Source organism: Arthrobacter rhizosphaerae (assembly GCF_023062595.1).
GTDB lineage: Bacteria > Actinomycetota > Actinomycetes > Actinomycetales > Micrococcaceae > Arthrobacter > Arthrobacter rhizosphaerae.
The window spans coordinates 43,444-56,521 of record NZ_JALLAN010000012.1 but is presented as its reverse complement, the minus strand read 5'-3'; the positions used below and the strand labels follow the sequence as shown (position 1 = coordinate 56,521).

The 13,078-nt window shown below is 57.1% G+C and carries 9 protein-coding genes; 2 read left to right on the top strand and 7 right to left on the bottom strand.

Annotated elements, in window-relative coordinates:
• Positions 1–212: 212 nt before the first annotated feature.
• Positions 213–446 (top strand): hypothetical protein, encoded by a 234-nt coding sequence (locus MU551_RS16055; protein WP_247046273.1) that lies wholly within the window; start codon positions 213–215, stop codon positions 444–446.
• Here the strand turns inward: MU551_RS16055 and MU551_RS16050 are convergent.
• Together MU551_RS16050 and MU551_RS16045 are read right to left on the bottom strand one after the other, a co-directional pair.
• Entirely contained in the window at positions 423–2,333 is a 1,911-nt protein-coding gene (locus MU551_RS16050) for an ATP-dependent nuclease (RefSeq protein WP_247046272.1), read from the bottom strand. The genes MU551_RS16055 and MU551_RS16050 overlap by 24 nt on opposite strands.
• Before the next feature lie 141 nt (positions 2,334–2,474).
• Positions 2,475–5,963 carry a hypothetical protein gene (locus MU551_RS16045; RefSeq protein ID WP_247046271.1) on the bottom strand — a complete coding sequence of 1,163 codons (3,489 nt, stop codon included), beginning with the start codon at positions 5,961–5,963 and terminating at the stop codon, positions 2,475–2,477.
• Between the two features lie 581 nt (positions 5,964–6,544).
• On the opposite strand from MU551_RS16045, the gene MU551_RS16040 reads away from it, so the two are divergent.
• The gene (locus MU551_RS16040) at positions 6,545–7,261 is read left to right on the top strand and encodes a hypothetical protein (protein ID WP_247046270.1); all 717 of its coding nucleotides are present in this window, start codon (positions 6,545–6,547) and stop codon (positions 7,259–7,261) included.
• 272 nt (positions 7,262–7,533) lie between these two features.
• Here MU551_RS16040 and MU551_RS16035 read toward each other — a convergent pair whose 3' ends face one another.
• The 5 genes from MU551_RS16035 to MU551_RS16015 all read right to left on the bottom strand — a co-directional run bounded on the left by MU551_RS16035 (position 7,534) and on the right by MU551_RS16015 (position 12,877).
• Positions 7,534–8,046 carry a single-stranded DNA-binding protein gene (locus tag MU551_RS16035; RefSeq protein WP_247046269.1) on the bottom strand — a complete coding sequence of 171 codons (513 nt, stop codon included), beginning with the start codon at positions 8,044–8,046 and terminating at the stop codon, positions 7,534–7,536.
• A gap of 60 nt (positions 8,047–8,106) precedes the next feature.
• Positions 8,107–9,189: an ArdC-like ssDNA-binding domain-containing protein gene (locus tag MU551_RS16030; RefSeq protein ID WP_247046268.1), complete on the bottom strand. Its 1,083-nt coding sequence runs from the start codon at positions 9,187–9,189 to the stop codon at positions 8,107–8,109.
• 165 nt (positions 9,190–9,354) lie between these two features.
• A complete protein-coding gene (locus MU551_RS16025) occupies positions 9,355–9,864 on the bottom strand; it encodes a DUF4913 domain-containing protein (RefSeq protein ID WP_247046266.1) in 510 nt (169 codons plus the stop codon).
• Positions 9,861–11,663 (bottom strand): type IV secretory system conjugative DNA transfer family protein, encoded by a 1,803-nt coding sequence (locus tag MU551_RS16020; RefSeq protein ID WP_247046265.1) that lies wholly within the window; start codon positions 11,661–11,663, stop codon positions 9,861–9,863. The genes MU551_RS16025 and MU551_RS16020 overlap by 4 nt, the downstream gene beginning before the upstream one ends.
• Positions 11,660–12,877: a putative type IV secretion/conjugal transfer ATPase gene (locus MU551_RS16015; RefSeq protein WP_247046264.1), complete on the bottom strand. Its 1,218-nt coding sequence runs from the start codon at positions 12,875–12,877 to the stop codon at positions 11,660–11,662. Before MU551_RS16015 ends, MU551_RS16020 begins: the two co-directional genes overlap by 4 nt.
• Positions 12,878–13,078 lie beyond the last annotated feature (201 nt).

Genomic DNA, 13,078 nt, shown 5'->3' with positions numbered 1-13,078 from the left:
GGCGTCTTACAAGACTATTCGAAGCAAAGTAGCCAAATCGGTCAAATTTCATTCCTTAATAGGAAGGCTCCACGCTGCCCTATCTTTTAAAGAGACACCTTCACCCTATCCCCCGCCGCTTCATTCAGCGGAAGGCCGAGCAAGGGCCGAGATGGAAGCGGCCTATGGGTGGTGTGCCAGTTGCGGAGCTAGCGACGGTCCATCGTGGCAGTTTGAGTAAGAACGTACGTCGACATGGCGCCGCACCGCGCCGGGTTGGACTAAACGAGCAACAGATCACCGAAGCGATCAGGCTCTACCAGCAGGGCGATTCCCTGGCGACGATCGGCAAGGGGATGGGCGTCACCGGTCACGCGGTGCGGTCACGGTTGGTTGAGAGGGGCGTGAGGATGCGATCGTCCATCTGCAATCCTCGTCGCAAACTAGATCTTGCCGCCCAGAATTAGCCCTTGGTCAATGACCTTTGTCAGGATCTCTGGTGGAGTGCTGGTGGCCCGGATAGTTGCCGATCGGTAACCGACCTGATTCTTGCGAAGCACAACACCCGTCTCTAACTCCAGCATGCGGCATGCTGTCTCCCACTCTGGCCATTCAGCTGCGAAAAGAGCCTCGAGGTGATCGTCTAAGATCGCAACGCCATCTGTAACCTGTTGTGCTGGAAAGTCCACTTCAGGAAGTTCAAAATACTTCAGAAGGTTCCTATTCGCCGAAACATGGCCCTGCCGCTCTTCCTGAATCTTTGTGGCATCCTTGCCGTTAGCAATCGCACGAGTTTCAAACCCGGCATCCCCGTCAAAGATCGCATAAACAGGTATGCCAAGACTTGTAAGGATCGCATGCGCCAGTGGAATACTAGTCTTGCCTCCCACCTCTACGACAGCCACACCCCATACAGCCAGGTTGCCGACTACGGTTCGGTCAGCGATACCTTCAAAGACCGCAACCTCAGTGGTTCCCTCGACAAGGATGACTGCATTGGCAAACATAGCAAGTGGAAGCCTCGCCGAAATAGTACCGTCAAGCTGGTTGTCGACAGTGGCAGGTTTAACAATGCCGGCGAGCAAAGTCTTGACTGTTTCAAGACTTGAAGTATGAACACTGACAACACCGTTGTCGCCTGAGTTGCGCGTCAGACGGCGCACTTGGGAGAACCTCTGAGCCTCAATAAAGACGGGGCTATGAGTGGCGTATGTTACTTGAATGTTCTTCGCGGCATCCTCCGCAAGATCTCGTAGTACTTTGGCGAACGCTTGAGCCTGAACCGGGTGCTGATAAAGTTCTGGCTCCTCGATAGCGAGACAAATTACGCCGTTCGCAGATGCAGATCCGTGTTCAGCAAGCATCTGCAACGAGGAGATCAAAAGCGTGCGCTGAAATCCATGCCCCTGTCGCTCGACTGATGTCTCAAGTGTCCCGTCAAGAATCGATACGGTGAATGTTGTACGCGGAGCCTTAAGTTCGACTTCTGCAGGCATAACTTTCAGCGTCCGACCTGGACTATAGGTGGAGACCACCGAGTTTAGTCGCTCCGTCATCTGCTCAAGCGGCTCCCGAAAACTCTTCTTATAGACTTTCTGCTGGGCTAATCGACTCTGCTCAACGATGTCGGCGATCTGCTCATCGGCCGAATTTCGATCGACCGTACGCTCTAGAATCCGCCCGATAATACTTGTCTTGATGTCCGATGACTCCTCTGAAGCGCGAAGATCTGCCGTGATCAATACGAAGTCGAATAGACCGCTCATTTTGCCCGTGCTGTTAAAGCCAAAGAAGTTTGTTTGTAGAGTCTCGGGGAGCTCAGTCAGCTTGTCTACGTTTGCAGACTCCCATTCCCGAAGCGCGACATCAACAGCTCCAGCCGACGAAGCAGTCGGCAGCCCAAGTTCAGGCTGGTGAGTTCGAAGCGCCTTGTACAACTCCTTTTTATCATTAGCAGACAATCCTGCCGCCTTGATGTGCGTGAACAGCTCATACCCCTTGGCATTTGCCGAGAGGTACTCGGACCCTTCAGGAGTTCGCGACTTCCAGGCTACAAAGGTGTCCGAATTCGGCGGAACATATGCGCCAAGCTCAGCTCGATCCTCAGCGGTTAGGCCAGTAAATTGAACTTCAACTCGGATAGTCTGGCTTGAGTCGCCGTTAGTACAATCGTCATCACACAGATCGCCATTCCTTGAGCCATTAAAGAACCAATCCAAGGCTCTCAGTACAGTGGACTTTCCCACCCCATTTGGCCCAATAAAGGTTGTTACGTTTTCAAAATCAATTGAAACATCTTTTAGAGACCGGAAATTCTGTACACGCACATGCGAAATCTTCAAAGCATCCCCCAAATAGCCTTTATTAAAAAGTGTGCAACACCTCAGATAATTGTCATTATTGGAACAATTATTGAGCTTATATCTTATTAATTCCTCGATGCGAATTTGTGAACCTGAAAACCCGACCGTTTAACGCTTATCGCAAAACAAACCCTACAAGTCGAAACCCTCTTGGACACGCTGAGCTTCTTCGTCATTCTGCTGGGCCTCGTGCCGATAGCCATCGGCCACGCGGCGCATTAGGCGGGCTGTCTTCGGCCATTCATCGCTAATCTGGGTCGCAAAATCATCATATTTTGCTGCTAGTGCGCGCTCTTGGTCCCCGCCTTCAGTCATTCCTCGTGAGGTTACGCCTCGCTTGTTGCGTATGCCGGCAATGAAATTGCGATTAATGACATCAGTACTATTACCGTCTAGGAAGTTTCGAACGGGAAGTGGCGGCCACGCGTCTTCACTCGTCTTAGCATGTGCGAGTACTTGTCCGATGTGAGATTCTCCAACGTCGAGCCGGTCGACCTCGCTTAGCAGCTTGCGAGCAGAGTCAACCCACTCGATGAGCGCTTGCTCATCGATCTCTCCCGACTCTGGATCTGATCCAGGAATAACCTTCCATCGATGCAGCAACTCCCACGCGTTATGCACGACAGCATCCGAACTCTTCTCCTCCTCCTTGCCATCTTTCCTGCGGTAGAGATGAGAGATGATCTGTACGAAGAATTCTGGTGATGACGCAAGAAGCGATTGAAGGGCGAGGATATTGGCGCCATCACCGAGAGCAGGAAGTAACCGCCACTCCAGAAGACCGAGTTCTTCAGTGGAAATTTCGTTGGCCGCTCGCACATAGTCGAGCAGCGCAGCGATATCATATTGCGAAAGCCCATGCAGGTCTGGGTCTTTGACTTGTGTGAGTTGGTTCAGCAGAACCGCTATCAACTTTGAGTCTAAAGCCGCTTTCCCATTGTGCGAGTAGATAGCCATGAGATCGAGTGCCACGGCGATTCGACCGTATTCACTCAGCTTGGCGGCGGTTTCATTTACCAGGGCGAAATCTCCTCGACCGAAAATCTCAAACTCGGACCAGTACAGCTCATCCACATCGTGCCCCGCGCTGGCTGCCGCTTTCCATGCCTTTGGCAGGTCCTCGATCAAACGAAGAATTCGGGCCTTCACGAGTGGTTCGTCCTGGCCGGAGGCTAGCCTCAGTAGCCCATCTGTACCGTCCACAAACCTCTTCCGTAGAGCGGAGCGCGCGAACTCCATCAACGAAGCCTCGTCAGCAGCAAGTAGTCGAGCAAGTTCGTTTAGGTCAAGGTTGATCTCCGGAGAAGATGCAGCCGCATGTCCCACAGCCCAAGGCATGACGACCTTCTTCGCAAGTTCAATCAGCCCGGGAGTACCTGCCTGGCGATAGACGCTTTCAACGGCGTCGATCTGCTTTTTAAGCACTTCGGCGTTGTATTTGTTGTAGTCGTCCCTGAGGTCAACGTAGCCGAGATCCGGTGTGTGATCGAAAAGCCACTCAACTCTCTCTGCCTGATCGGCAGGCTTGAACATCTCCGCAAGAGAATCAAGCTCCTGAAGAGCAGTCTCATCAAGCGACCACTCAGCATCCTTAAATTGTCGGTGCCGGCGAATCAGCGAAGTCAGCGACTTCCAGATCGATTCCGAAGTTTCGTGAGTCAGGCCAAGCGACTTCGATTCTTCAAAAACACCAATCACTTGTGCGCGCAAGTCAGGCGTCAGGTCATCCAGTTTATCTACGAGGTCTACAAGTCGTGAACTATCTAGGCGCGCATGGTCTAACACCAAGTGAACAACGCAAGCCACAGCCTCAAAGTAGTTGGCCATCGTGACTTTGGTGTCAGCATGTAGCTCTTTCCAATCATGAAATTCCGGACCGCTACCATCGAATGCCGTGGAGTGGGCTTCCGGGAGAAGAGCCGACAAGAGTTCCCATGACTCCTGCGTGGGGGACTTTGTGACCCTCGTGAGAACAGCGTTTCGGGATTTTAATGTGGCACCTGTCTGAGGATGCCAAGGAAGGAAAATATTCACCAGCGAGCCGACCGGTCGATTCGATAATTTGCCGCCCGGATCCATCTCAGCCAAGCGCATCAATAGAGCCGAGGCAGCCCCGAAGTACGCCGGCGACCAAGCAAGCGCTTCGAGGGCCCACAGGAAGTAGACATGTGGGCTTGTGGGTGACATAAAGTCGTTGCTCGTATCACCAAAGAGTTTTCCATCCAGAGCACCACCGTGCCTCACGGCAACGTCCAGTTCTTCCATGAAAATGTCTGGGGCAGCCTCAGCCAGAAGACCGACAACGTCTACCAATGACTCCCATAGCTTTCCAGTCGTGTCCTGGTTGGCTCGCTCCAATATTGCCCGTGAAACAAGCTCCGCCCATCCCTTAAGAGACTGATTACCAGCCTGACGGTCAGTCTTATCTCCTAGTGCACTTAGCAAAGCGGCCGTTCGTGCAATGCCTTTCCTTAAGTCTGTCGAATGACTTCGAACCTTTCCATCCAAATTTGCCCGCCACCGATCCTTAGGCGGTAGATCAAGCTTTGGATCGACGGCTCCCAATACTTCTTGGACCGCAAGCTCCCAAGCGCGAAGATCATCAAGCGTAATTCGAGAGGCGAAGCTCGGAAAGCTGCTCTTTGGCTCCAATACCTTCCAAGCGCCGCGAACCCTTGTGAAAACAGGAGCAGCAACGTCTACCCACTTACTGAGCTCAGCTTCGATAACATCGACACTCAGGCGTGTCATCTTTTCAAGCATTGCCACATCACCCGGACGCTCGAGGTTCCATGACCCCAGAAGCCAAGCGCGCCGAGCAACGACAGAGTTAGCCGCTCCTTCGATGGTCCCTGCTGTTACGACACTGACAGTCCCAGTAACAAGCTGCTTATACAGAGGCACACTTTTACTCAATGCCAAGCTCAGCCTGGATACACGATTCGAATCCATGCCGGCTGTTTTGAGGAGCGATTCCGAAGCGTTTATAGGGACACCTGGCAAGAGTACAGAGGCTGCCGCCGGATCCGTAGTATGCATCACTACATGATGACCGGTAACCAGATCGGCATGCCTGATCAGGGACTCTTCAAAGGGAACCAATATGAGTAAGCCGGTCGTTCGCCCGAGATCCATAAGTGCGCCGGGTTCGAACACCACAAGTGCTCGATCAAGCAAATCCTTCTGGATTCTAGGTTCTGCTGTCTTGATTACGGCTGTAACGAAAGCCAACACGTCGTCTGTCGACGGTGCTTTGATCCAAATATGCGCACTATCTTCGTCGACAAATTGCCTCAGCAATTGAGCCGCTTGGTCAGCACGGCCAGCCACGAGAAGCTCGGGGGTAAGTAGCCCATGCATGCCAGACGTGAATTGATTCCACCAATGCTCCAATGTGCTAACACCGTTCGAGCGGAGACCGAGCTGTTCTGAAAACCAAATGTGAGTACGAGGTGAGTTCTCGAGCGCAGCAAGAAGGTCCGCGGATGTATGCACAACGACGTTCTTCCATTCACCGAGAGCCGCCTTCTCCCGCGCCCACTTGTGTCCATCACGCCATCGGCGAGGCGTAACAAACACGAATGTCGTTGAACTTCTATCGACACCAAAAGAATCTTTCATGCGACTGTCGTAGTCGTCATTCGCTTTCTTCCTTGGGTTGGCATCCGTCCCAAACTCCCAGACACTCCGCCCTAGGGGTACGAAGGGAGTCTGGGTCGGAGATGTAACAATGCCGTCATATCCTGGAAAGTCAACATGCTCATCTCCCTCCATCGTAAGCTCCGTTACGCCCGGAGCGATGGCAGTAATGAGATTCCTAACTACGTTCGGCAGCTTAGCTCTCGTGGCATATGTAATAGCCCATTCCTCGATTTGCTGCTGACTGGCGAGATGAGGTAGGCGATAATTCACAAGGAAACTTCGTCTAGACACACGCAGCTAAGGCCCACCGATGTCCGGCTTGTCAAAGATGCCCCCAAGTTAATTGCGCTGCACGAGAGATATTCTGCCCCTATTGTGGCAGCCAATATCTACCGGTCAAGCTTCTGAAAACGTGTCGTTCGATGCAATCGAAACCTCCCTCGGAACGTCGTCCAGGTCTCCACCCTGCACAATGGACTACAAACGGCAGCGAGGCCGGGCGCCACGTGATGTGAAGCTACGACGAATCAGCACATACGGCCATTTTTTATGGGGGAAACATGAACAACGAATATGAGCTGGTCGACGGAACGCCGCGCTACGGATCACGGTCTGGGGATCACAAGCCAGTGGCAGTTGTAGCGGCACTCGGACGCGCTGAAGAATACGCGGAGGCCGCCTCGCGGCTCGGTCTGGACCATATAGCCGCTGCGATTGACCGCAGGCTGACAGCCCCTTGGGCTGACAGGGAAGACCCCTTGGTGGCCGGGCTGCGTAAAACACATCCTGACGAGCTGGCCGCCGCCCACGCTCTAGTCAAGCTGCATCTGGGCTCGCAGCGTCAATGGCGCCTGAAGGCACAAGCCATCCGCGACAAGCACCTGGATGCCACCATGCGCCGACGCCGCAGTGCCGGCGTCGGCAGGGAGATCCTATTCATGCGGCTAGGGCTGATGCTCGCCCTGATCACTCCGCCAGCGTATGTCGTTGCCACCAGTCAGGAAGACATCCTCAAACTCCTCCTGACTGGGGCAGCATGTATCGCTGCCGCGTTCATCGGCGGCCACTTCATCACTGTCCGTTCACGCATCCCGGTCATGCCGAACATCAAGGGTGCATGGCTGAACGAGCTACGCGAAGACATCGTCAACGCCACCCTGGTCGCTGTCTTGCGGAACAAGGCCGCCGTCGTAGACGGGCGAACTGTGGCAGCAGCAGAGAGGGGCTGGAAGAGCATCCGCAGTGCTGCGGCCGCAGTCGAGTCTCTCCAAAGCTGACCCGGTACTGCAGCCGGACGCCGCATGCCGAGTTGCACGCCACCTCTTTGAGGAGATCTTGAATATTTCGCAGTCCGGCTGTGGTGCCGTGAAGTCGTTGGATAGGTGAACCTACGGGCCCGATATCCTTCAACCCGTCGGCAGTATCTGGGCCATTGCTTCGCAGTGAGGGGCCTCCGGCTAGAGCCGATGCCGTTCGGACGGAACCTTCTTTCGTGGAGTCTTCTGTCGAACGGCACCGGTTCAAGGAGGATTGCAGTAGGAAGCGCCCGCTAGAAGCTCATCTCATTCCTCGCTGCTACCCCTAAAGGGGGCACCGCCACAGGACCCTTCGTGGCAACGTTGTAGGCCGGTGCAGCCGAGTCCGCGGCAGCTGACACCTCGGGTCCGGCCTGAACTTCGGCGTCCGCCCCGGCAACCGCCGCATGAGACGACCGCTGGTACGCTGCAGTGCCGAACCGCAGGTCCGGTCCGATGGTATCGGCAACAATACGTCGAGCCTCCCGCCGCTCTCCGTCCTTTTCGTATCCGCGGAATTCGAGCTCTCCCGACACCGTGACGGGATCGCCCTTCTTGAGAGAGTTAGCTGCATTCTCAGCCAATCCCCGGAAAGCCGACACGTTATGGAAGACGGGTTCGCCGTCTTGCCATGTACCGTCCGGCCCTTGGATTCGCTGGTTCACGGCGACGCGAAGCTTCGCGTGGGCTACGCCCGACTCACCGTAGGTGAGCTCAGGGTTGGCGACGAGATTGCCAGCGATGCTGATCGGGATTTTGGTGCTCATTGTTCCTGTCCTTTCCATAGTCAGCGGGACTCTCCCGCCGAACAGATAAGTGCCGTCGACTCACGGACCCGCCATCACAGGTCCGTCAGCCGATCTAGCGGGCCCTTCAACGCCTGCATACGTTTCCGACGGACCGACGCGCGGATCCACGTCGGCGGCGGCAATCTTGCCTCCAAATCCAGGCCGATGGGTGATCTCGAGGATGCCTTTGGTGGCCGCTGTAACTCTGCCAAGGACTGACTTGGCGATGTCCACGCGAGAAGCTGGAAGTTTTCTGCCAGCATCTTGAGCCCGAGCATCTGACTCCGCAGCGATGACAGCGTCAGCCCATCCGGCCAGATAGGAGGCTGACTGCGGACCTCGATCGATTCCATGAGCCTTCAGAACCGTGTAGGCAACGGACTCGGCCTCAATCTCAGCCAGGCCGCGGTGGTCCGCGCTGCTGCCGTAGAGCCGGCCGACGTCGTCATTCGGTCCATGGAGCAAAACGTGCCCCAGCTCGTGGGCCAGGACTGCGGTACGCTCCTCGTCGTTCAGCCAGGCTCCAACCTGGACACGGCGGCTGTCGAAGTCCGTGAACCCACTAGTCAGCCCATACTGGCCATCGGTCACACTGAGATCGAATCCATGTCTCCTGGCAACTTCCGCTAGGGACTGCCAGAGTTCAGATGCGTCCGCTGCAGGCCCGGCGCCGGCACGTGGCACCAACAACGGAGTACCCTCCGTTTGGGACACATCAAAAACGGCCTGGCCTCGCCAACCGGTGATGAGAGTCTTCTTGCTAACGTCGACAGCGTTCGCGGGAACCTTCTGCCCAACTGGTATCCGCTGCCGTGTACCGTCGGGCAGCGCAATCTCATTCATGCGCGCAGTTCGGGGCGCAATCACCCACAATGCGTGCTCGCCGCGCAGAACGGTACGACCGTGACGTTCCCATTCCTTGTAGCCAGCCACCAGGGTGGGCTCTTCGGTGCCCCGTTGGGCCATTTGCATCATGAGCAATGCCACATTTCCCCCGGAGTAGCGCCACAACGTAGCCGAGGCATCGAGGAGCACTTGCCAGTGTGCGGGTGACTCAACAGCCTTTTCCAAGATCGTGTGGAGCCCGTCTGTGAGTGCGGCAATCCGCTCCTCCGGAGTCATGCGTCCATAGCCAGATGACGTGCTGTTAGTCGCAGCGCGAGTCGAGGCTGAGAGAGCCATATCTTCTGTTGCAGGGGCCACGACAGCCACCCTTCATACTTCTAGGGGTCCGCAAAGCGAACTCGGGTACCTATTCATGTCCCGCTACTGCAGAACAGCATGACTTCAAAACTCGACGCCCAGTTGGTGGTGTTCCACCTGCCACTCGAGAAAGGCTGCGTCGTCAGACGAAAGGATTCTCGGCGCAGGTTCCTTGTGCTCTTGGAGGCCGACGCAGCCCGCCGTTCGGGAATGAATTCGGAGACGTTCGACGGCGTGAGGGAGCCGCTCGTGGAACGCCAAGGGGCCAAAGCCAGGGTCATCGGTTGCGTAGGAGGCCAGTTCCGCTCTTTGTAGCGCATAAAGCTCCGCCACGATCTCGGGGTGCCGCCACCAGCATTCGGGCACCACCGACGTCGTGATCTGGTACGTGGCGACGAACCACTTGACCCAAACGGCCAGTGAATGCCAGGCAATTTCGGCCTGTTCTTGCCTCATGTCCCGCCAGCGATACGTGACTCCTGACTGCCCGACCGGCGGTCTGAACGCCGAACGGAAAAGCTGGGCTGTCAGTTCGTCGTCGTTCTCTCCGGCCGACGGGATTTCAAAGCTTTCGACATCGTCGTAACTGTTCATTGCTCGGACCCTTTCGCAACTTCTTGGCGTTGCTTGTGCCCGGCAATCAGCACACGTTCCAGCTCCGCCTTGGAACGGCCGAGTTCGGCTGCATCTTTGCGCTTGTGCCACTCACGCAGATCCAAGAGGATCGGCCTTGTGCGCCGCCCTAGCATGAGCGCTGTGCCCACAGGCAGTCGGCGAATCTCATCCAAGCGGATGACGGGACTCTCCCGGATCTGCTCGCCGTCTTGACGGCCCTGAGCCGACCAGGACCGGGTATTCAGAGTCAGGCTCCGCTCCCCCAACAGTCCGGCGAGAGATCGAAGGTCGCGCTCGTCGGAACCGCCGCCGAAGATCACCTTGATAATGGCCGAGTCCCAGATCGTGGCTGCCTCATCGATAGACCAACCGCTCCGGGCCTGCGAGAGGGACTGCAGGACAACAAGCGTGGAGATGCCGATACCACCACCATCGGAGAGGGCAATAGGCAGGCCCGGCCACGGAGCCAGGTTGGCTATCTCGTCGAGGATCAGCGACAGCGGTGGATCCAAACGTCCGCCCGGCGACACAAAAGCCATTTCACGTGCGGCATTGTCGATGTCATCGATCAGCGCGGAAAGGTAGGGCCCCGCAGCAGCGGCGCCTGCCCGCGTGCCGATCAAATACAGCGTCCCTCGGTCGCGGATAAAAGTCTTGGGATCAAACTCCTCCGAAGCGTCCTGAGGGTTCAAGGCGGCCAGCACCTTGGGTGAAGAGAGGGGCGCGACCGCGGCGGAGACGCCAATCCAGGAGTTGGACGTGTTCCGCGGATCGTCCTCAAGAATCCCCATCAAGTCCGCCTGCCAGCCCAAGGCCGCCTCGGGACTACCAAGGACCTCCAATGCTTCCCTCGCCAATACCGGGCTGGAAGACCAGCGGCGGAAGGCGCCGACGCCTTGCCCTGACAAAGCTGCCGCGTGGAGTAAGCACTGAAGGACTATCAGCGAGCGCTTCTGCCAGGCCGCATTCTCGCCCTTCATCTCCGTGTCCGCCGTGATGACCAGCGCCCGTCGAGTCGCGATGTCCGGGTCATCGCAACCACGAACCGGAGACCAACGTAGCGTGGAAGGTAAGCCGGACATCCCCTGCGGATCGAATACTGTCACCGGTCTGCCACGTGTGGCCCGTGCTCCCATCGTGACAACCAGGTTGTCGGCACGCGTTGACGTCGTAACCACAGCGCCTGGCGCATCGAGGATGGCATTGATGACCACGTAGAGACCTTTACCGGAACGCGGCGCTCCCTGGATAACCATCGACTCTTCAGTGGAAACGTGAATAGTGACACCGCGGGAACGGCCCAGCGTCCAAGACACATCCTGAATGCTGGGCTTTGTCAGGCCAGGTCGGGTGAACTTGCCTCGCCGCTTGACTGCCCTGGCGCCGAAGTCGTGCAGTATCTCGTTGCGCCGGGCTACACCCTCCCGGCTCAGGATGTCCTGGCGTAGCCAGGCGCCAGACTGCTTCCATGTCCGCCAGAACAGGACGCCAGCCACTGCGAGCGCCACAAGCAGCAGTAGCGACGGCCCAACGACCCACCAGATACTGCCGATCTCGGTCGCGCACCCTGGCGGCTGCTGGATGATCCAGTCAGTGCGGCCAGCAAGGAGCCCGACGGCGGCAGTCGGGTTGAGGGGCGACGGCGGACTCCCCCCACAGCGCCACGCCACCACAATATGGGCTGCGCCCTGGATAAGCAGGCACAGACACACATAAGTAGCCATGGCCACGAGTCCTGCCGTAACCAACGGATTGTTGCTTGCAGCCCGGGTACTCATGGGACCATCCGGTGGTCAGTTCCGAACACTTCCAGTTCATCCGTAGTCACCCGATTCGCAACGATGAAGGACCGGTTGCCGACCTTCCACAGTCCGACTCCTTTCGGAAGGTTCTCCACATGCTCGCATTCGGCCTCTGTTAGTCCGAGGGCTTCCTTGGTCAGGCGCATGGCGTCATGTTTCTGGCGGTAGATGATCCTGGTGTCTGCCTCGGTGAGCAGCCCAAGAGCCTTTTGCCGGTGCCCGCTGGTGCTGTCCCCAATCTCGTTGAGGTCCGCCACCTTGTGCATGATGAGAAGGTTTGCGATCCCGTAGGTCCGAGCCAAACGCCATTGCTCACTCATTTTGGCCAACATGTAAGGATCCGCCAACATGCGCCATCCCTCGTCGTAAACCACGAGCCGCTTGCCGCCGTCGGGATTGGTGACCGCAGCCTCGAGCCAAGTGGCTCCGCAAGCCGCCGCGAGTGATAGCGCCTGTTCGGAGGCACCTATCAGGGCCGACGTATCCATCACCATCATTGGTGCGTCTGCATCAAAAGCTACGGTCGAGGGAGCGTCAAACATGCCCTCTAGGTCCCCGGACACCGTCCGCCGCAGTGAGTGGCTGACGGCTAAGCCGCCGTCTTTGCCGACGAGCCCTATCGTTTCCTTCGAAGGGTTCAATAGGTGGTCAAGGACCATGGGCAGCGTCGGGTTCGAATTCTGGGCGACGGTCTCCATCAGAGCCATGTCCAGGGCAGTGTGCTCGATTGGACGCAGTGGTGTGCCCTCTCGCATGAGCGATACCAGGGCCACGACTAAATGGCGCCGTCGCTGACGCACCACGGCCTGCCACTGAGTTTCGGTCAGGGCACTCGGTCTGGGTCCGGCATCGAGGGGATTCACGCGAGCGGAACGCCCAGGTCCGACGGAGATCACTTTGCCGCCGACTGCATTGGCAACCGCGACCCACTCGCCTTTCGGATCGGAAGCCACAGCAGCCTTACGCCCTAGAGTGATTGATCTGGCCACCAGAGACTTTCCGCACATCGACTTTCCTGTGCCTACCGTTCCGATGACAACAATCGAGGGACCGCTGATGACGCCTTTGTCGTAGAGGATCCACGGATCGTAGGAGAAGGCGCCCGAGCCGAAGACATCCGAGCCGATATATGTGCCCTCGTGTCCCAGACCTGATTCGGTGATGAAGGGATAGGCCGCGGCGAAGGTCATGGTTGATGCGCGATGTGGCGCCGGCTGTAGCCGATGGGGGCCACGCAGCGAATTCGGTTCTTTGCTCCCCCACTCCCTCCCGAGACGGGGCTCGCCAAGACGTTTGTCCGCTATTTCAGCCAATCGATGCAGTGGTGTTACCCACGATTGTTTACCAGCGCCACTCTCATCCCGCCGTCGTTCCTTCCGCTCGTGACGGTT

Excerpts from the sequence above, each read along its gene's own strand:
- MU551_RS16045 (WP_247046271.1), bottom strand. The coding sequence starts at position 5,963 with ATGAAAGATTCTTTTGGTGTCGATAGAAGTTCAACGACATTCGTGTTT.
- MU551_RS16040 (WP_247046270.1), top strand. The coding sequence starts at position 6,545 with ATGAACAACGAATATGAGCTGGTCGACGGAACGCCGCGCTACGGATCA.
- MU551_RS16035 (WP_247046269.1), bottom strand. The coding sequence starts at position 8,046 with ATGAGCACCAAAATCCCGATCAGCATCGCTGGCAATCTCGTCGCCAAC.
- MU551_RS16030 (WP_247046268.1), bottom strand. The coding sequence starts at position 9,189 with ATGACTCCGGAGGAGCGGATTGCCGCACTCACAGACGGGCTCCACACG.
- MU551_RS16025 (WP_247046266.1), bottom strand. The coding sequence starts at position 9,864 with ATGAACAGTTACGACGATGTCGAAAGCTTTGAAATCCCGTCGGCCGGA.
- MU551_RS16020 (WP_247046265.1), bottom strand. The coding sequence starts at position 11,663 with ATGAGTACCCGGGCTGCAAGCAACAATCCGTTGGTTACGGCAGGACTC.
- MU551_RS16015 (WP_247046264.1), bottom strand. The coding sequence starts at position 12,877 with ATGACCTTCGCCGCGGCCTATCCCTTCATCACCGAATCAGGTCTGGGA.